At 67.0% G+C, this 21236-nt stretch carries 21 protein-coding genes, 3 tRNA genes and 1 pseudogene; 9 read left to right on the top strand and 16 right to left on the bottom strand.

Annotated features, from left to right (window positions below; all coding sequences use genetic code 11):
• Positions 1–947: 947 nt before the first annotated feature.
• The 6 genes and pseudogenes from MARKY_RS06475 (at position 948) to MARKY_RS11670 (ending at position 3832) form a co-directional block, all read left to right on the top strand.
• Positions 948–2050 (top strand): annotated as a pseudogene (locus tag MARKY_RS06475) (transposase).
• A gap of 98 nt (positions 2051–2148) precedes the next feature.
• Positions 2149–2286: a hypothetical protein gene (locus tag MARKY_RS11895; protein ID WP_013704082.1), complete on the top strand. Its 138-nt coding sequence runs from the start codon at positions 2149–2151 to the stop codon at positions 2284–2286.
• 3 nt (positions 2287–2289) lie between these two features.
• On the top strand, positions 2290–2727 hold the full coding sequence (locus MARKY_RS06480) for a type II toxin-antitoxin system death-on-curing family toxin (protein WP_013704083.1): 438 nt from the start codon (positions 2290–2292) through the stop codon (positions 2725–2727).
• Between the two features lie 204 nt (positions 2728–2931).
• Positions 2932–3120, top strand: a complete 189-nt coding sequence (locus MARKY_RS06485) for a hypothetical protein (RefSeq protein WP_245526764.1) — start codon at positions 2932–2934, stop codon at positions 3118–3120.
• Between the two features lie 36 nt (positions 3121–3156).
• Positions 3157–3417 carry a ribbon-helix-helix protein, CopG family gene (locus tag MARKY_RS06490; protein ID WP_013704085.1) on the top strand — a complete coding sequence of 87 codons (261 nt, stop codon included), beginning with the start codon at positions 3157–3159 and terminating at the stop codon, positions 3415–3417.
• Between the two features lie 94 nt (positions 3418–3511).
• The gene (locus MARKY_RS11670; protein ID WP_245526765.1) at positions 3512–3832 is read left to right on the top strand and encodes a putative toxin-antitoxin system toxin component, PIN family; all 321 of its coding nucleotides are present in this window, start codon (positions 3512–3514) and stop codon (positions 3830–3832) included.
• Positions 3833–4170: 338 nt separating this feature from the next.
• On the opposite strand, the gene MARKY_RS06505 is transcribed toward MARKY_RS11670, so the two are convergent.
• The 14 genes from MARKY_RS06505 to MARKY_RS06570 form a co-directional block, all read right to left on the bottom strand.
• Positions 4171–4246 (bottom strand) — tRNA-Arg (locus tag MARKY_RS06505).
• A gap of 37 nt (positions 4247–4283) precedes the next feature.
• Positions 4284–4359 (bottom strand) — tRNA-Gly (locus MARKY_RS06510).
• 5 nt (positions 4360–4364) lie between these two features.
• Positions 4365–4441 (bottom strand) — tRNA-Pro (locus MARKY_RS06515).
• Positions 4442–4503: 62 nt separating this feature from the next.
• Positions 4504–5334, bottom strand: a complete 831-nt coding sequence (locus MARKY_RS06520; RefSeq protein WP_013704086.1) for an ABC transporter ATP-binding protein — start codon at positions 5332–5334, stop codon at positions 4504–4506.
• A 58-nt stretch (positions 5335–5392) separates the two neighbouring features.
• Positions 5393–6556, bottom strand: coding sequence for an ABC transporter substrate-binding protein (locus MARKY_RS06525; protein ID WP_013704087.1), 1164 nt, complete (start codon positions 6554–6556; stop codon positions 5393–5395).
• A gap of 41 nt (positions 6557–6597) precedes the next feature.
• Positions 6598–7662, bottom strand: coding sequence for a branched-chain amino acid ABC transporter permease (locus MARKY_RS06530; RefSeq protein ID WP_013704088.1), 1065 nt, complete (start codon positions 7660–7662; stop codon positions 6598–6600).
• Positions 7663–7671: 9 nt separating this feature from the next.
• Positions 7672–8565: a branched-chain amino acid ABC transporter permease gene (locus MARKY_RS06535; RefSeq protein ID WP_013704089.1), complete on the bottom strand. Its 894-nt coding sequence runs from the start codon at positions 8563–8565 to the stop codon at positions 7672–7674.
• Complete coding sequence (locus MARKY_RS06540) at positions 8562–10514, bottom strand: long-chain fatty acid--CoA ligase (protein WP_013704090.1); 1953 nt, start codon at positions 10512–10514, stop codon at positions 8562–8564. The genes MARKY_RS06535 and MARKY_RS06540 overlap by 4 nt, the downstream gene beginning before the upstream one ends.
• Positions 10511–11275 carry an ABC transporter ATP-binding protein gene (locus MARKY_RS06545; RefSeq protein WP_041657891.1) on the bottom strand — a complete coding sequence of 255 codons (765 nt, stop codon included), beginning with the start codon at positions 11273–11275 and terminating at the stop codon, positions 10511–10513. Before MARKY_RS06545 ends, MARKY_RS06540 begins: the two co-directional genes overlap by 4 nt.
• A gap of 194 nt (positions 11276–11469) precedes the next feature.
• Complete coding sequence (trpC, locus tag MARKY_RS06550; RefSeq protein ID WP_013704092.1) at positions 11470–12255, bottom strand: indole-3-glycerol phosphate synthase TrpC; 786 nt, start codon at positions 12253–12255, stop codon at positions 11470–11472.
• A 4-nt stretch (positions 12256–12259) separates the two neighbouring features.
• Positions 12260–12997, bottom strand: coding sequence for a hypothetical protein (locus tag MARKY_RS06555; protein WP_013704093.1), 738 nt, complete (start codon positions 12995–12997; stop codon positions 12260–12262).
• Positions 12994–13461, bottom strand: coding sequence for an aminoacyl-tRNA deacylase (locus MARKY_RS06560; RefSeq protein ID WP_013704094.1), 468 nt, complete (start codon positions 13459–13461; stop codon positions 12994–12996). Before MARKY_RS06560 ends, MARKY_RS06555 begins: the two co-directional genes overlap by 4 nt.
• 2 nt (positions 13462–13463) lie before the next feature.
• Positions 13464–13916, bottom strand: coding sequence for a hypothetical protein (locus MARKY_RS06565; protein WP_013704095.1), 453 nt, complete (start codon positions 13914–13916; stop codon positions 13464–13466).
• 6 nt (positions 13917–13922) lie between these two features.
• The gene (locus MARKY_RS06570; RefSeq protein WP_013704096.1) at positions 13923–16073 is read right to left on the bottom strand and encodes an ATP-dependent helicase; all 2151 of its coding nucleotides are present in this window, start codon (positions 16071–16073) and stop codon (positions 13923–13925) included.
• A gap of 52 nt (positions 16074–16125) precedes the next feature.
• Here MARKY_RS06570 and MARKY_RS06575 point away from each other — a divergent pair, with 52 nt between their 5' ends.
• Positions 16126–17523, top strand: a complete 1398-nt coding sequence (locus MARKY_RS06575; RefSeq protein WP_013704097.1) for a phosphoglucomutase/phosphomannomutase family protein — start codon at positions 16126–16128, stop codon at positions 17521–17523.
• A gap of 249 nt (positions 17524–17772) precedes the next feature.
• Here the strand turns inward: MARKY_RS06575 and MARKY_RS11900 are convergent, their stop codons facing one another.
• Both MARKY_RS11900 and MARKY_RS06580 read right to left on the bottom strand, forming a co-directional pair.
• Positions 17773–17919 carry an ASCH domain-containing protein gene (locus tag MARKY_RS11900; RefSeq protein ID WP_013704098.1) on the bottom strand — a complete coding sequence of 49 codons (147 nt, stop codon included), beginning with the start codon at positions 17917–17919 and terminating at the stop codon, positions 17773–17775.
• Positions 17920–18021: 102 nt separating this feature from the next.
• The gene (locus MARKY_RS06580) at positions 18022–19038 is read right to left on the bottom strand and encodes a lipocalin-like domain-containing protein (RefSeq protein WP_013704099.1); all 1017 of its coding nucleotides are present in this window, start codon (positions 19036–19038) and stop codon (positions 18022–18024) included.
• A 52-nt stretch (positions 19039–19090) separates the two neighbouring features.
• On the opposite strand from MARKY_RS06580, the gene MARKY_RS06585 reads away from it, so the two are divergent.
• Entirely contained in the window at positions 19091–19861 is a 771-nt protein-coding gene (locus MARKY_RS06585; protein ID WP_013704100.1) for a TatD family hydrolase, read from the top strand.
• Positions 19858–21072, top strand: a complete 1215-nt coding sequence (gene thiI, locus MARKY_RS06590; protein WP_013704101.1) for a tRNA uracil 4-sulfurtransferase ThiI — start codon at positions 19858–19860, stop codon at positions 21070–21072. Before MARKY_RS06585 ends, thiI begins: the two co-directional genes overlap by 4 nt.
• The last annotated feature ends 164 nt before the right edge of the window (positions 21073–21236 follow it).

The raw sequence follows: 21236 nt of genomic DNA on the forward strand, positions 1-21236 counted from the left end.
CATCCAGGAGCACTTCCTCATCCTCGCAAGCCATCGCGCCCCTGAAAGCGTCCAAAACGATCTCGCCAAGAACCTGGGCTTCCCCCTCACCCGTCCCACCCGCCTCCGCTGGCTCAGGTCCGCGGGGGCCAGGGCCAAACGGCTCCTTCAGCGGGAGAACCGTCTTCTCCGAGGGCGGGTGTACTGGGGGAGTGTGGATGAATGGGGCCTTTGGCCGGGGCCCCAAGGGGTACGGGTACCTTTACTTTGAGGCTTGGACGGGTTGCCCGCTGTGGGGAGACCTTGGCCATCGGCGGCGTTACGAGCGGGTGCGGGAGCTCCTTTGGAGGTTACCTCCAAGGCTGGGGGTGGTTTCGGACGGGGCGCAGGAGGTAGGGGAGGCGTTGGGCTGGTTGGGGCGGAGGCTGCTTTGGGCCCGGTGCGCTTTCCACCTGATGCGGGAGGTACGGGCCAAGGTGGACCGGAAGGCGTGGGGGAGATACGGGAGGGTCTGAGGGTGCTGCGGGGGCTTGGGCCTGGGGAGAGGGAGGCGTTCTTTTGGAAGGAGCTTCTGCCCCGGTGGGGTAAGGCCTTGGAGGGCTGGGTGCGGGCTTGGGAGGGGTTGCAGGAGGCTTGGGGGGCCGAGGTACCGCCTCCTTGGACACACAACGTGGCGGAGGTAGGGCATGGGCGATTGTGGCGGCGGCGCAGGCGGAGGGTGTTGCGGAGCCTGGAGGTGGGGGAATCCTGGTTGATGGTGGGGCTTTACCGGATGCGGCATCGGCGGATTGGGGAAAAGAGCCCCTGGGAAAGGCTTACGGGAACTCTTTCCCCAGAGTGCTGGTGGAGGCCCCTGGTGGGGAGGATAAAAGGGTCAACTCAAAACTTGCACTTATGCACCCTGGGGATACCTATGCGCCAGGACCACTTGAAAGGGGCCGCTGGTTTCCCGTCTGATGACGGGTGCCATGACCCAAGCGGCCCTGTCCCTACTTTGGACCCTCCTGGCCCTTTTGCCAAGCCCCCACCTCCAGGAATCCCTCAAGGCCCTGCTCTTGCTCCTCCTCCACGACCACGGCAAGGCCAGACCCCAGCACAGCCAGGTCAAGTCCCCCTCGCCCTCTCTCGCTTCCTCAACCGCTACCCCTGGCCCACCCGCGCTCTCATCCGCCTGGCAAGAAAAGAGGCCGAGAAAGCCCTGGACCGGGCCAGAAAGAAAAAAGGCCCCAAGCCCCGTCTCCTGGTGGTCCTGGACCTAGTCACTCTGGAGAAGCGGGGCCGTTTCCAGGCCCTGCCCCTCTCCTTTTTTCACGGCAAGTGGGGACTCCATCTGGTGGTCCTCTACCTCGTCTACGGAGACCTCCGCATCCCTTGGGCCTACCGCCTCTGGCGGGGCAAGGGGGAGAAGGGCCCTCTCCCGCCTGGCCCCTAAGCCTCCTGGCCTCTCTGCCCCCCTGGATGCGCCGGGGCCTTCCGGATACGGGTGGCCGCGGATGCGGCCTTTGGCACCACCCGGTTCCTTTTCGGGGTGAAGCGGTTGGGTTTTGAAGCGGTGGTGGGGATGCGGCGGGACCGGAGGCTGCGGGGAGGGGGGAGGCTTGGGAACCTCAGGCGGCAGGGGAGCCGGGTCTACCTTTGGGGGCTTTCCTTCCCGGTCTGGGTGGCCTGGTACCGCTACCCCCTGCCCCAAGGGGGCTGGGAGTGGCGGTACGTGGTGGCCACCTTTCCCGCCACGCCCCGGACGGCGCTCACTTGGGGAAAGAGGCGGTTTGCCATAGAGCACTTCTTCCGCGCCGCGAAAAGCGAGTTCTCCCTGGGGCAGTTTGGGCAGCGGACGGCTTTGGGGGTGCACCGTTTTCTGGTGCTTTCCCTTCTGGCCTACCTGTTGGCCCACTGGGTGGGCATGGAGGGGGAAGGAAGCTGGCGGGAGGCCAGGGAGCGGGCGGCGCGGGTTCTCTTGCCTGAGCTCGTGGTGCAGCTCGCCCTGCGGGAGCTCTATGCCCTGGGTCTCTGGCCGCCGGGGGGAGGGGGTGAAGGTTTATGCGGGATATGCGGGAGGTGCAAGTTTTGAGTCAACCGACTTTTTTACATGAGTCTCCAGGACAGTCATGTTGACAGGTGCCTAGACATGTACTACCGTAGGGGAACAAAGATGGGGGACTGAAGGCCATGAAGCTTAAGAAAAGCACTAAGAAGGGGATTCCCCCCAAGCGCCGCCGGGAGCTCACCGACGCTGACGTTCGGCGCCTCATGAAGCAGCAGATCAAGGAAAACCGCGAAGCTCTGGAAATCCTTGCCAAATACTGACCTGTGGGCCGCCATCGCCTCTACCGCAGATACAGGGGTAAGAGGTACCCAACGGTAGAGGCGGTTTTCTACTTGCATGAGGAAGTTCTCAAAGCCTCTGGCGGCGCGCCTGGCGTAAGGAACCCCGGTGCTTTGGAGTCGGCCCTCGACAAACCGTTCTCCACCGTCGGAGGCGTGGATGCCTACCCCACCTTCTTTTCCAAGGTGGCCGCCATCGGCTACTTCATCACCAAGCCTCACCCCTTTGTAGACGGGAACAAGCGAACCGCCCTCCAAACCATGATGCTCACACTGGGAATGAACGGCTACAAGTGCAAGCCCTGCGCCAGGCTGCAAGTGGCCACGATGGTGCTCACCGCGATGGGGCACCTCGACCCCCAAGGACTCCGCACAGCGCTGCTTCTTTGGTGCGAACTTGATCCGGCGAGCGAGTTGCTTTGAGCTCGTAGCTCTAGTCGTGGCAGGGGTGGCAACTTGTCTTCCTGCGCTTTTCTGGGGCCTGCTAAGATGCAAGCAGACTAGGACATGTCCCCTGGGGATCATGGGCTGCAGACCCCCCAGGGGCATGTACGTTTTAATGCCTCTGAGAGTCACCAGGATCGAAAGGGGGGAGCCGGTCTAGTGGCGCAGGCTATCCGCTCTCAGATGGAGATGAGCGTGGTCTTTCCCTTCGCCGTAGCCCTCTTCGGGCTCTACAACACCGCCGTGGTCGACTGGGAGCTCACGAAGCCGGGGTCTAGGGTCTGCCCCAAGTGCGCCTATACGCGGATGGTGTTGGGGACGGTGCTTGCGGCTTGGGGGGCGTACGAGGGGGTGAGGCGGCTTGGTGCGTAAGGCTGGGAACGTATCGGAAGGGGGGGAGCCCGTATAATGGGGGCGGTGAAGCAAGTTGCGTTGCCTGAAAAGGTCTTTGCGCTCTTGGAGCGGTACCGCAGGAAACGGCGCATCTCCCGTGCGGCGGCCATAGAAGAGCTCTTGAAAAAGGAGCTGGCGGACGAGGAGTTTTTGCGCCTGCTTGACGAACAGGCCGAGCAGAATCGCGACCTGAGCGAGGAAGAGGCCATGGCGCTCGCCAATGAAGCCGTGGCGTGGGCGCGTCAAAAGTTTCGCCGCTCCCGCAAAGGGCGCTAGCATTGCGGGTTGTTCTCGACACCAACGTAATCGTCATGCGAAAGCCCAACCGGGGTTACTTCTTCGTGCCTGGGTATTCAAGCGCTTCACCCTAGTGACTTCGGAAGCGCAGCTTAAAGAGCTGCGCCGCGTCCTTCGTTATTCGAGGCTAAAAAAGCACGTACCAAAGCACGTCTCCGGGGCACTGATCAACCGGTTGCAAGCCAACGCGGACTTCGTAAAACCGGTAAAGCCCCGACTCTCTCTTCAGGACGATGACGATCTTTTGATCCTTGGCACGGCGATTGCCGGAAAGGCTGATTGGTTGGTGACCGGTGATAAAGCGCACTTGCTGGCTCTGAAGAGGTATGCCGGGATCACCATTTTGACTCCGAAAGAGGCGGTCCACCGCCTGGGGGTGCGTCATGGCCGGTAGGTAGACCTTCCGTATCTTGATCGTGGGCAAATCAGGCAGCGGCAAGAGCACGCTCGCCAAAGAGGTCATCCGCCCTGCACCCCGCGCCCCGCAAGTTGCATGAGCATTTGCCCGGGCGCGTGCAGCAGGCCGGGACGCGCCTGGTCTACACGGACCTGGAGGCGCTGGCGTGGTACGTGGGCGGGGGCTGGCTCACACTCAACCGGGGCCGCCGAGGCCTGCGGCGGGTGCACCGGGGGAATGAAGATGTGCCTGGTGTTCAGGGGTGGTAGAGGTCGAATAGGTGCAAACAACTTCCACCTCCTATCTTTAGGAGGTGGAAGTTTTGCGTACAAAACTGGCGCGCCCGGAGGGATTCGAACCCCCGACCTACCGCTTAGAAGGCGGCTGCTCTATCCGCTGAGCTACGGGCGCGTGGAAATAAGGGGTAGCGCAGGCTACCCCATCGCGTTGGAGCGGGAGACGGGACTCGAACCCGCGACATTCGGCTTGGAAGGCCGACGCTCTACCAACTGAGCTACTCCCGCGGTCCTGGTCGGGGCGACAGGATTTGAACCTGTGACCCCCTGCTCCCAAAGCAGGTGCGCTGCCGGCCTGCGCTACGCCCCGACGGGCGGGAAGCCGGGCGGCTTCCAAAGCCAAAGATAGCACGCGCCAAAGGGCCGGTCAAGCTACATGAAGCGCTTGCGGCGCTTGTAGGCCTTCACCTCACGGAAGGACTTCCGCCCCCCGGACTTCGCGACCCCCAGGTAGAACTCCTTCACGTCCGGGTTCTCCGAAAGGGCTTCGGCGGTGCCCTCGAGCACGATCTTCCCCTGCTCCATGATGTACCCGTAGTGGGCCACGGAAAGGGCCGCGGAGGCGTTTTGCTCGACCACCACGACGGTCACGCCTTCCTCCGCGTTGATGCGGGCCACGATCTCGAAGATCTCCCGCACGAGCAAGGGGGCCAGGCCCAGGCTGGGCTCGTCCAGGAGGAGGAGGCGGGGCTTCGCGAGGAGGGCGCGGCCGATCGCGAGCATCTGCTGCTCCCCGCCGCTCGTGTAGCCCGCGAGCCGGTTCCTCAGGTCCCGCAAGCGGGGGAAGTAGTGGTAGATGCGCTCGAGGCCCTCGCGAATGCTGCCGTTGCGTTGGGTGACAGCGCCCACGCGTAGGTTTTCTTCTACCGTGAGGTGCTTGAAGACGTGGCGGCCCTCAGGAACCTGCACGATGCCTTGCTGCACGATCTCCTCGGGGGGGCGGTTGTGGATGGGCCGGCCGCGGTAGAGGATGCTGCCGTCCCGAACCGCGCCGTCCTCAGGCACGAGCAGGCCAGAGATCGCGCGGAGGGTGGTGGTTTTTCCGGCTCCGTTCGGGCCGAGCAGCGCGGTGATGCGTCCCTCGGGCACCTTGAGAGAAACCCCGCGCAGGACCTGGATGATGTCGTGGTACACGACCTCGATGTTGTTGACCTCGAGCAGGATGGGGCCGAGGTCCTCAGGGCGGACGGGATGAACGGACATCGTGGCCTCCTGGTGCGTTTGGGGCCGGGGGGATTCCCCCCGGCCCCGAGCGAATGGACTACTGCTGGAAGTGCACCTTGCGGAAGAGGGCGGAGGTGAAGGGCTCGCTGATGGGCTGGAAGGCCCCGTCTTTCGCTTGCAACACGCGCAGGTGGTCCACGCCGGTGTGGTCATCCGGGCCGTAGGTGACGGGCCCAACGCCGAACCCGCTGTCCCAGTTCATCTCCATGAGGGCTTGGTATACGGTCTCCGCGTTAACCTCGCCGAACTTCTCCTTGGCGATGCGTACGGCCTCGATAGCGATCCCGGCGGCCATCATGCCGTTGGTGTAGTTCACGCTGCGGATGATGTCCTCGCTGCGGCCGTAGCGCTCGCCGAGTTCGCGCTGGAGCCGGATGCCGGGCGCGTCCTCGTTCCACAGGTAGAAGCTCGTGGCCCAAAGGAACCCGTCCGCGGCGTCCCCGGCGAGGCGCAGGAGGTCCTCACCGCCCGTGTAGTGCGCGCCGGCGTGCTTGAGGTTGAGACCCAGGCGTTTGGAGTCCTTGAGGATCTGCGCGACGGGGCCGGCTACGTTCTGGTGCACCACGTACTGCACGCCACGCTCGGCGAAGCGGGTAAGCATCGCGGTGTAGTCCAGGTTCGCGCCGGTCTCCTGCACCTCGACGATCTCGATGCCGAGCTCTTCGGCAGCTCTTCGAGCATCCTCAATCGGAGCTCGGCCAAAGGCGCTGGGGTGCACCACGAGCGCGACCTTCGCGCCCGGGGATTCCTTGGCGATGAACTCGAGCAGCGCGATGACCTGTTCGGAGTAGGAGGTGGTGGGGAGGAAGATGTAGTCGTTGTTGGGCGGGTCGATGTTCCCGATGTGCATGGAGGCGGGCACGACCGGCACACCGACCTCCTGCACGAGGGGCTTGAGCTGGAGGGTGCCGCCGGTGGAGTACCCCAGGAAGATCGGGACCTCCAGGTCGATCGCTTCCTCGAAGTTGCGCTGGGTGTTGGCGTTGTTGTACTGGTCGTCGCGTACGATGCAGTTGAAGGTCACGCCGGGCACGGCGTTGGTCTCGTTCGCGTAGCGGCAGTAGTCCTCCACCCCGGCGGCGTAGGGGGCGCCCGCGTCCGAGGTGGGGCCGGTGATGGCGCCCGACCACATCAGGTTCACGGTCTGTGCTTGTGCGAGGCCTAACGCCAGTGTCGCTGCGAGCATCCAGGATCGTTTCATTCCACACCTCCCATTGCGAACGCCCCGTGGGGCGGGTTCGCCTAGTACTTGAAGGGCCAGTTCTTGAAATAGCTGCGCAACAAGCGCCACCAGTTCGCGAGGCCGCGGGGCTCGAAGATGAGGAAGAGGACGATCACGAGGCCGAAGACGAGCGGCCGCAGGCCAGAGGCCACGTCAATCCCCGCGGGCGTGATGCCGAAGGATTTGATCCACTCGGAGAGGGTCTCGACGTTGATGTCGAGGAGGACGAGGAAGGCCGGGCCGAGGAAGCTCCCCACGAAGGTGCCCAGCCCGCCCACGATGGCCATGGCCAGCAGCTCGATGGAGGTGGAGAGCATATAGTCCTCGATGACCACGGCGCGGGACCAGTAGGCGAACAGCGCGCCCGCCACGCCCGCATAGAACGCGCCTAGGCCGAAGGCGAAAAGCTTGGTGCGGCCGGGGTCCATTCCCATGGCGTCCGCGGCGCGGTCGTTGTCGCGCACCGCGACGAGCGCGCGGCCGTACCGGGTGCGGAGCAGGTTACGGAAGGCGAAGGCGAGCAGCACAAGCACCACGAGCGCCACGTAGTACCAGAAGAAGTGGTGGTTCCTAAACCCCACCGCGTACCCCAGGAAGGTCACGCGGGGCATGGCGATCGCGCCGCCTTGCTCGAGGGCCGGGGAGTGCCCCACGATCCATTCGAAGATGAGCTGGAAGGCGAGGGTGGCGATCGCGAGGTACAGGTGCTTGATGCGCAGGGAGGGAATGCCGACGATCACGCCGGCCACCGCCGCGACAAGCCCCCCCACGGGGAGGGTGAGCCAGAAGGGCAGGTACGGCGCGACGAGGGCCGCGGTGTAGGCCCCGACCCCCATGAAGGCCGCTTGACCGATGTTGATCAGGCCCGCGTACCCGGTGGTGATGTTGAGGCCCAGCACCGCGATCGCGTAGATCACGATGAGGTCCACCACCGCCATCTGGCTGCGCTCGAGGAAGCGCGGCAGCACGAGGAGCGCGGCGATGAGAACCCAGAGGGAGAGCTGTTCCCAGTAGGTCGCGAAGATGGTGGTGTCTTGGCGGTAACTGGTGCGGTAGTTGCCCGTTTGCGCCCAGGGGTAACGCATGCCTGCCTCCTAAACGCGTTCGATCTCCTCGGTGCCGAACAGGCCGTAGGGCTTGAACCACAGCACGAGAAGCAACACCACGAAGGGGAAGACGTCGCGCGTGCCGCCGCCGGGCACGAAGGGGTCGAGGTAGCCTGCGGCGAGGTTCTCGAGCACGCCGATGATGATGCCGCCCACGACCGCGCCGGCGATGGAGTCCAGCCCGCCGAGGATCACGGCCGGGAAGACCTTCAGGCCGATGGCCGTAAGGGCGGAGAGGTTCAGCCCGGAGATCGCGCCGACCACGAGGCCAGAGGCCGCGGCGGTGAGGCCCGCGGCGGCCCAGGCGAGGGCGAAGACCTTCTCGACGGAGACACCCAGGCTCATGGCGGCCATCTGGTCGTCCGCCACGGCGCGCATGGCGATGCCGAGCGTGCTTTTTTGGAAGAACCACCCGAAGAGCAGGAGGAAGAGCGCGGTGAAGCCCACCGCGAGGAGTTGCGGGTAGCTCACGCTGATGCCGCCCAGCGCGATCCCGCCTTCGGGGAGGAAGGCGGGGAAGCTGAAGTTCCCGGCGCCGAAGGGAGTGAGGTGGACGAGGCCGTCGATCACGGAGGCCAGGCCGATGGTGACCATGATCACGCTGATGATGGGCTGGCCGACCATGGGTTTGAGGAAGACGCGTTCGGTGAGGAACCCGAGCAGGGCGGTGGTGAGGAGGGCGATGAGGCCGGCGAGCCACACGCTCATGTTGAGGAAGACTGCGAGGGCGTACGCGGTGAAGGCCCCGACGGCGATGTACTGTCCGTGCGCGAAGTTGATCACGCGGCTGGCCTTGTAGATGAGGACGAATCCGAGGGCGGCGAGGGCGTAGATGGAGCCCACGACAACGCCCGACACCAAAAGCTGCAGAAAGTACGTCATGCCGTGCCTCCCACCAGGGCTTCTTCTTTGTCGGTGTGGATGATCGCGACCTCGGTCTCGACGCGCTGGATCGAGCCGTCCTGGTACTTGAACTCCGCCTCGACGCGCACCGTTTGGGCCTCGGAGTAGAGGGCCTCCACCAGGGGGCGGTACTTCTCGGCGACGAACTTGCGGCGGACCTTACCGGTGCGGGTGAGCTCGTCGTCGTCCGCGTCCAGTAGCTTGTAGAGGAGGACGAACCGCCGGAGGCGAAGGGCTTCGGGGAGGTCCTCGTTCACCTTGATGACCTCGCTGCGCACGAGCTCGGCCACCTCGGGTTTTTGCGAGAGGTCCATGTAGGTGGTGTAGGCGAGGCCCCGGTCCTCGGCCCACTTGCCGACGGTCTGGGGGTCGATATTGATGAAGGCCGTGAGGTACGGACGCGCGTTCCCGAAGACCACCGCTTCCTTGATGTAGGGGCTGAACTTCAGCTTGTTCTCGATGAATTGCGGGCTGAACATCTCCCCGCCTGCGGTGTGCATCACGTCGGAAACGCGGTCGATCACGACGAGGTGACCGTCCTCGGTGAGGTACCCGGCGTCCCCGGAGTGGAGCCACCCGCCCTCCAAGAGCTCGGCGGTGGCGTCGGGGCGCTTGTAGTACCCGGCGCAGACCGCGTCCGAGCGGGAGAGGATCTCGCCGCTCTCGCTGATCTTGACCTCCGTGCCGGGGATGGGTTTGCCCACGGTGTCGTAACGCACGTCGCCGTCGCGGTGCACGTACGCGATCCCGGTGATCTCGGTCTGGCCGTAGATCTGCTTGAGGTTCACGCCGATGGCGTGGTAGAAGCGGAACACGTCCGGGCCGAGCGCCGCGCCGCCCGTGTACGCGCGGCGCAGGCGCAGGAAACCCAGCTGGTCCTTAAGGGGCCGGAAGAGCACCGCGTGGGCAAAGGCGTACGCGAGCCTTAGGCCAAAGGGCATGGGCTTGCCCCGCATGCGGTACTCGGCCGCGCGGTACCCGATCTCAAGGAGGCGCTCGTACACCCAGCGGTTTAAGCGGTAGGACTCGGAGATCTTGACCCAGATCTGGCTTTGGATGCCCTCCCAGACGCGGGGCGGGCTGAACATCACGTGCGGGCCGATCTCTTTGAGGTCGTGCATCGCGGTCTCGACGTCCTCGGGGAAGTTCACCGCGAACCCCCCGGTGAGCCCCATGCCGACCGTCATCATCTGCTCCCCGATCCAAGCGAGCGGAAGGAAGGAAAGGTAGTCGTCCGTCGGCTCCATGGGGTCCACCTCCTGGAGGGCCACCCCCATGTGGATCAGGTTCTTGTGCCGCAGCATCGCGGCCTTGGGCTTCCCGGTCGTGCCCGAGGTGAGGGAGAAGTGACAGATGTCGTCCGGTTTGCCTTGGGCGAGCCGTTCCTCGAACAGGCCGGGGTGGCGCTCGCGGTGCGCGCGACCCAGCTCAAGGACCTCCGCGAAGCTGATGAACCAGTCGTCGTCCCGGTAGCCGCGCATGCCGCGGGGGTCCTCGTAGATGACTTTACGCACCTTGGGGATCTGGTCCCGGATCTCGCGGAGCTTGTCCACCTGCTCCTGGTCCTCCGCGAGGACCATGGCCGCGTCGGTGTAGTCCAGCACGTACGCGATCTCCGGGGGTACGGAGGAAGGGTACACGCCCACCGAGACCCCGCCGAGCCCCTGCACAGCGAGTTCGGCGTAGAGCCACTCCGGGATGTTGTCCGCGATGATCGCGAACTTCTCCCCTTCCTGAAACCCCAGGGCGACCAGGCCGTGCGCGAAGTCCCGAACGGTCTCGTAGTACTCGCGGAAGGTGACCTCGTTCCAGATGCCGTAGTCCTTCTCACGGAGCGCGACGCGGTCGCCTTCCCGCTCCGCGCGGAGCTTCAGCAGCTGGGGTAAGGTGTAGCGCTTGAGTTCGTAGCTCGGCCGGATCACGCTCATACCGCCCCTCCCACGTACGCCTCGAGGACCCGCGGGTTCTGCGCCACCACTTCCGGGGGACCTTCGGCGATTACCTCGCCGAAGTCCAGGACGTACACCCGGTCGGAGATGTCCATGACCACGCCCAGGTCGTGCTCGATCAGGATGATCGTGGTGCCGCGCTCGGCGCGGATGTCGAGGATGAAGCGCACCATGTCCTCCTTCTCCTCGAGGGTCATGCCGGCCATGGGCTCGTCCAGGAGGAGGAGTTTAGGCTCGAGGGCCAGGGCGCGGGCGACCTCGACGCGTTTCCGCACGCCGTAGGGCAGGTTCCCCACGAGGGCTTTGCGGTAGGGCTCGAGCTCCATGAAGTCGATGACGTCCTCGACGACGCGGCGGTTCTCGACTTCTTCGGCTTGGGCCCGGCCGAAGAAGAGGGCGGCGTGGAGGAGGTTGTAGCGGAGGTAGGTGTGGCGGGCGAGCATGAGGTTCTCCAGTACGGAGAGACCGCTGAAGAGCTCGATGTTCTGGAAGGCGCGGGCGATGCCGTAGCGGGTGATCTGGTGCGGGGAGGCGTGGGTGAGGTCGTGGCCTTCGAAGGTGATCTCCCCGCGGGTGGGGTGGTAAAAACCGGAGATGCAGTTGAGCAGGCTGGATTTGCCCGCTCCGTTGGGCCCGATCACGGAGACGAGCTCGCCCTGATTCACGGAGAGCGTGACGCCGCTTAGGGCGTTTAAACCGCCGAAGGTTAAGGTCACGTCCTTGACCTGCAATTGCACCAAGATCGGCCTCCTTGAGGTTTGTATCGAGCTGCGGCTTCTGTGCAAGAGTATACTGAGCCACGTTTTTTATGTCAACGGATGTTGCCGCTACCGACAAAAAAGCGTTGCATCACGTGAAAGCAATACGTCACAGGCGCGATAAAAGCGCGGGCGGGAGGCTCTCCTCCAGCGCCTCCCGCCCGCGTGCGCCGCGCCTAACCCAATAACGCCGCGACCGCCTCGCGCCAGCGGCCGCTCCGCGCGAGCGAAGTGCCCACCAGCACCCCATCGAACAAGCCCTTAAGGGAGCGGAGCTCCTCGGCGCGCGCGTACCCCGACTCGGCCACCAGCACCCCGTCAAACCCCCGCCCGCGCGCCAAACGGCCCAGGCGCGGCGCGGTATCCAGGTTCACCTCGAGCGTCGTCAGGTCCCGATTATTAATCCCCACGATCCCGGCCCCGGCCTCGAGGGCGATCTCCAGCTCGCGCGCGTCGTGCACCTCAACCAGCGCCTCCACGCCTTCCTTCCGCGCCAGCTCCAGGTACGCGCCCGTCCGCTCCCCCAGGACCGCCACGATGAGCAGCACAGCCGAGGCCCCCAAGCGCCGCGCCTGCCGGACCTGGGCAGGGTGGACCGTAAAGTCCTTCCGCAGCACCGGAAGCCCGACCGCCCGTCGCACCCGGATCAGGTCCTCGTCCGAACCCGCGAAGTAATGGGGCTCGGTCAAAACGCTGATCGCGCGGGCCCCGCCCTGCGCGTAGGCCTGCGCCACCTTGGTCGCATCCAAAGGCGCGATATCCCCTTGGGAAGGGCTCTTCCGCTTCACCTCGGCGATCAAGGAAAGCCCGGGGGCCTCGAGGGCCGCGCGGAAGGAAGGAGCTGGCGGGAGGGCCTCCGGTTCCGGCGCCTCTCCCGCTTCCAAACCGCGCAGCACGTCCGCCAAACGGCGGCGGGCGATCTCCCCCAGCACGCCCGGTACCCGTCCAAGATCCGGAATCATACCGTTATTCTAGGTGGAAGGCCTCCGGCGGCAAAGCGTACCCGGTGAGGTGCTCCACGAGCAGGCTGAGGTGCACCTGCCGCCAGGCCGCAGGCGCGAAGGAGTTCGCGACCAGGGCGTACGCGTCCCGCGGGGGCGGCTCGAGGGCGATGAAGGTGTGGTAGGGCTCGAGGACCGCGAGGGGGAAACGGCCGCCCCCGTAGATCACGACGTCCGCCTCCCGCGCCAGCGCCGCGCCGCGCGTCTCGTCCACCGCGACGCGCCCCCGCTGCGGCCCGGGCAGCGCAGCGAGCAGCGCCTCCCCCTCCGGGAAGTTCTCCACGACCGCGTGCACCAACCGCACGCCGCGCAGCGCGAGCCGCAGCTCGGGACGCACCGCCCCCACCCACAGCACGCGCGCCCCCACGAACCCGTGCGCCTCCAAAAGCCGGGCCAGGGCCTGGGGCTTGAGGTACGCGCCGCGCAACCCCGCCCACTCGGGCACCACCAGGTCCACGCGGCCCGCCTCGCGGGCCTCGGGCTCGAGCCGAGCCACGAGCCGGGTGGCTTCGCGCTCGAGCCGCGCTCCCTCGAGGACCGCGCCCGCGTACCCTAGGGGCTTCAAGCCCGCCAAAGCCGCGGCGAGCCCCTCCCCGGGCGCGGCGAGGTGCACGTGGTAGGGCGCGTCGTGCTGGGTGAGCGCCCCGAGGAGCGGCGCGTAGTACTGGCTTTCCCCTTCCGTAAGTACAACGATCGGTTTCACGCTACCTCCAACACCACCGCGCCGAGCGCGCGGGATAACGCCTTCGGGTCCAGGCGCATCATGTGGCGGGGCGTCCCCGCAGAGGCCCAGACCATCGGCTGGGCCAACAGCGCGCGGTCCATGTAGACGGGCAGCGGCTCCCGCAGCCCGACCGGCGGCACCGCGCCGGTCGGGAAGCCCGTCACGGCCGCGACCACCTCCGGTGCGGCCGGGCGCGCCTCGCGCGCCCCGACGGTCTGCGCGAAGCGCTCGGGGTCCACCCGGTGGTGTCCCGCGACGAGCACCAGGACCGGTCGCGCATCCACGGTAAAGACCAGGCTCTTCACGATCTGCTCGAGGGGCACCCCGAGCGCCTGGGCCGCTTGGCGCGCGGTCTTGCCCGAGGCCTGGAGCTCCACGCGCTCGTGCGCGAGCCCCAGGGCCTCGAGGGCCTCCCGCACCCGCGTGAGAGGGTCCTCCAGCATGCCTAGAACGCCTCCATCACGAACCCGACCGTGACGCGCGTGAACGGCTCTGGTCCGAGGTACTGGGTGAGCTCGAGGTACGGCCGGTACCCGCGCTCCGGGAAGGCCACGCCGGCCGTGGCGAGGGCGTAGATGCGCTCTCCGATCGCGAGGGTGAGGGCGTTCTGCTCCGCGCGCGCCGTGAGGCCCAACGCCACGCCGCCCCCGAGGTAGGGGTACAGCACGAAGCCCGGCAGGGTGTACAGGACCTCCCCGCTCACGAGGAGCCCCTCCGGAGCGCCTAGCACGAGCGCGCCCCGCACACTCAGGTCCGCGAGGTCCGCCGCGATCCCCGCGCTGCCCATGAAGACGCCGTTGGGACCGTTCCGCACGGAGAAGCCCAGATCCAGCCCCGTCGCCAGGGCCCACCCAAACAGCACCGTCAAGCAAGCGATCCAGCGCTTCATATGCTTCATATGTGGTTATTCTATCCGCTCCAAGCCCGCGTACTTCACCAAGAGCTTCTTCAGCCCGACTCCCGCGAAGTGCACCGTCACCTCCTGGCGGTCCCCCTCTCCCGAGGCCGCCACCACCAGGCCCTGGCCAAACCGGGGGTGCCGCACCTTCTCCCCCCCGCGGAACCCGCCCGCGGCGCTTGAGCGGCGCGTTGGGCGTACAGCCACCGGCTCGCGCCCCGCGCCGAGGGGCTCCCCGAACGGCGAGAGCGGCTGGAGGAACGCCTCAGGGATGTCCTCCAAGAACCGGCTCGCCCGCACGGCCTCCCGGCGCCCGTAGGTCTCGCGCTCCTCGGAGAGGGTGAGGTACAGCCGCTCTTGCGCGCGGGTGATGCCCACGTAGAAGAGGCGGCGTTCCTCCTCGAGGTCCTCCACGCGCGCGGTGGAGGAACGGTGCGGCAACAACCCCTCCTCCACCCCGACGATGAAGACCACGGGGAACTCGAGGCCTTTCGCGTTGTGCAGCGTCATGAGGGTCACGGCCTCCGCGGGCACCTCCCCCTCAGGCTCCTCGGCCCGGGCGGTGAGGGCGACCTCGTCCAGGAAGTCTGCGATCGTGCCCGCGTGCTGCTCCTCCCACTCCCGCGCGGCGCGGAGGAGTTCCTCGAGGTTCTCGAGCCGCGCCTCCCCGTCGGGCTCCCGGCGCAGCATATCGGCGTACCCGGTCTCCGCCAGCACCAGGCGGAGGAAGGCGTCGGGACCGGTGTCGTAAGCGGCGTTCGCGAGGCCCTCGATGAGCGCCACGAACCGCTGCACGGCCTGGGCCTGCGGGCGGGCGAGGACCTCCCCGGCGCGGCGCAGGGCCTCGAAGAAGCTCACGCGGGCCGTTTCGGCGAGCTGGGAGAGCTTCGCGAGGCTGGTCTGGCCGATGCCGCGCGCCGGCACGTTCAGGACGCGCTTTACAGCCAGGTCGTCCGCGGGGTTCACCGCGGCGCGGGCGTAGGCCAGGACGTCCTTGACCTCGCGGCGCTCGTAGAACCCCACGCCGCCCACGATGCGCACCCCGAGGTTTTGCCGGCGGAACGCCTCCTCCAGCACGCGGGACTGGGCGTTCGTGCGGTACAGGACCGCGATCTCGTCCAGGCGGCGGCCCCGCCCCTTCAGGCGCTGCACCTCCCGCGCGACAAACGCCGCCTCCTCCCGGTGGTCCGGAGCGCGGTAAAGGAAGACCGGATCCCCGCCCGAACGGACCGGGCGCAGCGTCTTCTCCAAGCGCAAGGCGTTCTTCTCGATCACCGCGTTCGCCACGCGCAGGATGGCCTCGGTCGAACGGTAGTTCTCCTCGAGGCGGTACACGCGCGCGTCCGGGTAGTCCTTCTCGAAGTTCAGGATGTTGTGGATGTCCGCGTTGCGGAACCCGTAGATGGACTGGTCGGGATCCCCCACCACCATCAGGTTGCGTTCCGCGCCCGCGAGCAGGCGCGTGAGGCGGTACTGGGCGGGGTTCGTGTCCTGGTACTCGTCCACGTGAATGAACCGCGCCCGCTGCTGCACGCGATGCAGGACCTCCGGGTGCGCCTCAAACAACCCGATCACCTTAAGGAGCAGGTCGTTGAAGTCCACGGCGCCCAGCGCCCGCATGCGGGCCTCGTACGCCTGGTACACCGCGGCCATCTGCTCCTTCGGCAGTCCCCCCACCCAATCCTCCGCCTCGCGTAAAAACGCGTCCACGCTCCACATCCGGTTCTTGATGCGGTCGATCACGCCGCGCGCGTACTGCGGGCGGGTCTCGAGGCCCAACCCCCCCAGCACCTCCTTCAAAAGCGCGAGCTGGTCGTCCTCATCGTACACAACAAACCCGGGCTTTAACCCGATGTACTCCCCGTACACGCGCAGGATCCGCAGCGCCGCCGAGTGAAAGGTGGAAACCCAAAGCTCCCGCGCCGCCGGCCCCACCATCCGGGCGAGGCGTTCCTTCATCTCCCCCGCGGCCTTATTGGTGAAGGTCACCGCGAGGATCTCCGTGGGGTACACCCCCCGGTGCCGGATCAGGTACGCGATGCGGTGCACCACCGTGCGGGTCTTCCCCGACCCCGCCCCGGCCACCACGAGGGCGGGCCCGGTGTAGTGCTGCACAGCCTCTCGCTGGGCTGGATTCAAATCGCGAAGCAGGTCCATCGCCCTCGAGTCTAGCACCCCCCTCGCCGGGGATTCCGCTAGAATAAGGCCCATGAGTGAGATTCGGTTCGGCACGGACGGGTGGCGCGACGTCATCGCCGAGAACTACACCTTCGCTAACGTCGCTCGCGTAGCCCAAGCGTACGCCGATTACCTCGTGGAAACCGGCGGCAAGCGCGTCGTGGTGGGGTACGACACCCGCTTCCTCTCCGACGCGTTCGCCCGAACGGCCGCCGAGGTCCTAGCCGCGAACGGCCTCGAGGTCTTCCTCGCGAAGCGCTACACCCCCACCCCCGCCACCTCCTTCGCGGTGACGCACCTCGAGGCGGACGGCGGGGTGATGATCACCGCCTCGCACAACCCCCCCCAGTACAACGGCTTCAAGATCAAAGGGCCCTACGGGGGCTCCGCCACGCCGGAGATCGTGAAGGCGGTCGAGGCCCGGCTGGGCCGGCGCGAACCCCAGACCTTTGATCCCGCGAAGCACAAGATCGAGCTGTTCGACGTGCGCAAGGCGTACTACGACCACCTGGCCCAACGGCTCGACCTGGGGGCCCTCAAGGCCTACGAGGGCGTGCTGTACCACGACGCGATGGGCGGCGCGGCCGGCGGGTGGCTCGCCGGGTTCGCCAAGCACGCCGGGCTTTCCCTCGAGGTCCGGGAGCTGCACGCCGTGCCCAACCCCATGTTCTACGGCGTGAACCCCGAGCCCCTCCCACAGAACCTCGGCACGCTCCGCGCGGTGATGGGGGCGGAGTCCGCGCCGGTGTTCGCCGTGGTCACGGACGGGGACGCGGACCGGCTGGGCGCGGTCCTCGCCGGGGGGCGGTTCTTCAACAGCCACCAGATCTTCGCCGTGATGCTCAAGCACCTCCACCGCAAGGGACTGCGCGGCCGGGTGGTGAAGACCTTCTCCGTCTCCCGCATCATCGAGCTATTGGGGGCCAAACTTGGCCTGGAGGTCGAAACCACCCCCATCGGGTTCAAGTACATCACGGACGCCTTCCTAAAAGGCGGGGTCCTGATGGGCGGGGAGGAGTCCGGAGGGATCGGGGTCTCGTACCACCTCCCCGAACGCGACGGGATCTTCAACAGCCTGCTCCTCCTGGAGTCCCTCGTGCACACCGGCAAGGACATCGGCGAGCAGTTCGCGGAGATCGAAGCGGAGGTAGGGTTCACGCACTTCTATGACCGGCTGGACCTGCACCTGCCGAGCCTCGAGGAAAAGGACCGCGTCATGGCACGGCTCAAGGACCCCGTGCCGCTCGCGGGCCTCGAGGTGGAGCGGGTCGAGGACCTCGACGGGTACAAGTGGCACCTCGCGGGCGGCGCGTGGGTCTTGTTCCGCCCCTCGGGGACCGAGCCGGTCCTGCGCGTTTACTGCGAGGCGCCCGAGGAAGGCGTGGTGAAGGCGGTGCTGCAGGAGGCCCGCCAACTCATCGGGTTCTGACCCTCTCCTCCAGCGGTCCTCCTTCATTGCGCGAATCCGGAGGGCCGCTCTTCCAATCCTGTCTTGGACCTCCCCTGGCCCTGCCTCAACACGCGCGGGGGTGTTTAGGCTGTTCAGGCAGGGAGCCCAGGCCGCCGCTACCCGTCCTCAATACCGCGGCTACCGTGAACGATACCCTCCGATCCAGGGTAGGGGCGAGGGTTCTTCAAGTACCCCCCACCAAAGCCCGGCGCGGCAGGGCCTCGGGCTTCAGCCCGCAAACGCCCGCTTCCCGTTGACCGAGGCGTGTAACACAAGAGGCTCAGGCTCCAGGATGCGCCGGGTGGGGTGCTCCACATCCTTCCACCCGTGCAGGATCAGCTCGATCCAGGGTTGGCGAATGCTCAAGGTGCTCATGGGTTCTAAGTGGCGCGGACTCCCCCGATTCCACGGAAGCCTCTTGTCCCTCTTAGACACCCCACCCCTCCTGGCGGGGCGCCTAGGGTCGCGGGCACGGCATTAGGGGGCATCCCCGAAAAGAGGCATTGCCGACGGATCATAGGACCCCGCCACAAACTCTCCCATCCCCCAGGCCCGCACCCGCGTGCCGTTCCAGGCTCCCTCCCCCACCACCGGCCCCTCCCAGTAGGCCACCCGCGTGGTCCGGCTCAGGATCTCCTGCTCGAGCCGCTCGGGCCGGAGCACGAGGTCCAACCCCCGCGCAAGGACCCGCCAGCCCACCACGTACACGCGCCCGCTAGGCGAGGCCCAGCGCGTCAAGGGGCGCATCTCGAGCCCCTCGAGGGCCTGGACTCTCCCGTTCGCGTCCACCCGGCTGCCCGCGAGCTGCACCACCCGCCCAGCGGCGTCCTTCACCCGGTAGAGCATGACCTCCGATCCGTCGCTAAGGTGCAGGCCGAACCAGTCCCACGTCGCTGCTGTACCGGATCGTTGCACGCCCCACTGGTGGTCCATCCAGGCCACGCCGGCCAAGGGGCGCGCGCCCCAGCGCCCCTCGAGGCGGACGCGGGTGTAGGAGGTGTAGTACATCCGGCCGGTCTGGGCGGTGCCGGAGTAGCCGGGCGGGTGCACCACCGGGGGTTTTTCCGGGGTGAGTACCAGCTCCAGCGCGCCGGCCCGCAAGATGAAACGCCCGTCCTCCTCCGCGAAACGCCATCCGTCAAGCGCGATGGATAAGGGACGGGCCTGGACCTCGGCGTACCCCCAGGGGAAGTCGGTCCGCTCGTTAAAGAGGAAACGGTCCGCCTCGAGGTCCGTCACGGCCAGGTGCATCGCGAAGTACGGTCCGGGCGCGACGAAGGCGAGGGGCAGTTCCGGCGGGGTGTAGGCCTTGAAGGCCGCCCACTGGATCGCGAGCCGTTCCTCCGGCAGGTAGGCCGCGACGTACCACCACTCGAGGGGTGCGGGGCGTGGGCTCCAGTCGGTGGGGTCGGGGGGGCGGCTGGGATCCACGCCCACGAGGCGCGGCGCGCACGCCGCAAGCCCGAGGAGGGCCAGGAGGAAGGTTTTGCGCATAGACCCAGTGTAGTTCCCCTTGGCGGGGGAAAATGGTAGCATAAAACGCTGTATGACCGATACGCACGCCCACCTTGACTGGTTGGAGGACCCGGAAGCTGCGATCGAGTCCGCCGCGCACTTCCGGGCGATTCTCACCGTGGGCACGAACCCCGAACGGTCGGAGCGGAACCTGCGGATCGCGGAGCGGTACCCGAACGTCTACGTCGCGGTGGGGTTACACCCGACCGAGGCCGAAGCGTTCGATGAGGACGTGCGGGTGCGGCTTCGGGAGCTCAGCCAGCACCCGAAGGTCCGCGCGATCGGGGAGAGCGGGCTGGACTACTACTGGGACGCGGCCTCGAGCGAGAAGCAGTACCAGGCCCTGGATTTCCAGGCCGAGCTCGCCGAGGAGCGCGGCGTGCCCCTGGTCTTCCACGTGCGCAGCAAGAAGGGGGAGGACCAGGCCGAGCGCGAGCTCGTCGCGTGGCTGGCGTTTAACCGCCCCAAGCGGTTCGTGCTTCACGCGTTCGGGGGGCACCCGGAGCTTGTGCGGGTGGGGCTCGAGCTCGGCGGGGCGTTTAGCTTCGCGGGGAATCTCACCTACAAGAAGAACGAGGCGCTGCGCGAAGCGGCGCGGGCGCTGCCTGAGGACCGGATCCTCGTTGAGACGGACAGCCCCTTCCTGCCGCCCCAGCCCAAGCGGGGGCAGAAGAACCAGCCGGCCTACGTGCGCTACACCCTCGAGACGCTCGCCGCAGCGCGGGGCGAAACGCTGGAGGCGTTGGAGCGGGTTACGGACGAGAACGCCGAACGGGTGTTTAATTGGGAGGGGCAGGCATGACCCTTCTGGTGCACTACCACGAGATCGGCCTAAAGGGCAAGAACCGCGCGCGGTTCGAGCAGATCCTGCTGCAGCGCATCCGGGACGCGCTCGCGGGGACCGGGGCGCGGGTCTCGCGCCTGACCGGGCGCATCCTGGTGCGTGAGGTGCCCGAGGCGCAGCTCGAGGAGGTCGAGCGGCGGCTGGAGCGCGTGTTCGGCATCGCGTACTTCGCGGTGGTGCGGGAGGTGCCGATCGATTTCGATGGGATCGCGCGGGTGGGGCTCGAGCTGCTGCCTGAGGATACGACGAGTTTCCGCGTGAGCGCGAAGCGGGCGAACAAGCGCCTGCCGTTCACCTCGCCGGAGGCGGAGCGGGCGATCGGGGCGCGTATCGTGCGCGCGACGGGGCTGCCGGTTCGGCTCAAGGGCGCGGACGTGGAGGTGCACGTGGAGTTCTTCGAGGAGGTGGCTTGGGTCTACACCTCGCGCACGCGTCGTGCGGGGCCTGGCGGGCTGCCTGTGGGGGCCTCGGGCAAGGTGGTGGTGCTGCTCTCGGGTGGGATTGACTCTCCGGTCGCGGCGTGGCGCATGATGAAGCGCGGCGCGCGGGCGGTGTTCGTGCACTTTCACTCGTACCCGCACACCGATTACTACTCCGCCGTGAAGAGCAAGAAGACGGTGGAGGTGCTGGCCGACTGGCAGGGGGAATCCAAGCTGTACCTGGTGCCGCTCGCGAAAGTGCAGGAGGAGATCTTCGCGCGTTGTCCTGAGCGTTACCGGACCCTCCTCTACCGGCGGTTCATGCTGCGCATCGCGGAAGCGATCGCGGAGCAGGAGGACGCGAAGGCGCTCGTCACAGGGGATGCGTTGGGCCAGGTGGCGAGCCAGACCCTGGAGAACATGCACGCCGTGGGGCGGGCGGTCCGGATGCTGGTGCTGCGCCCCTTGGTCGGGATGGATAAGACCGAGGTCATCGAGGCCGCAAAGCGGATCGGGACCTACGAGATCTCGATCCTGCCCCAGCAGGACTGCTGCAGCTTCCTGGAACCGAAACGCCCCGCGACGCGCAGCACGCCGGAGGACCTGGACCGGGCGGAGGCCGCGCTGGATATTCCCGCCCTGGTGCGGCTCGCGCTAGAGGGCGCGGAGGTGCTCCGTATCCCTCCGAGCCACCTGCGGTCCGCCGCGGACGGTCAGGATCCCGAAGCGCCGGCCAAACTGCTCACATAAAACCGCTTGGGGTCGGGATAAAATAGGGCCATTAGGAGTTCGGAGGTACCCGATGCACGCGCACCCTGCCCGCGCCGGCTTCCAAGGCACTCCCCGCCTTGGGGCAGGGCGGGCTCGGTCGCAAAGCCGCCCGGGCCGCCCAAGGGCTTCGGGCGACCGTTGCA

Source organism: Marinithermus hydrothermalis DSM 14884 (genome assembly GCF_000195335.1).
Classification (GTDB): domain Bacteria; phylum Deinococcota; class Deinococci; order Deinococcales; family Marinithermaceae; genus Marinithermus; species Marinithermus hydrothermalis.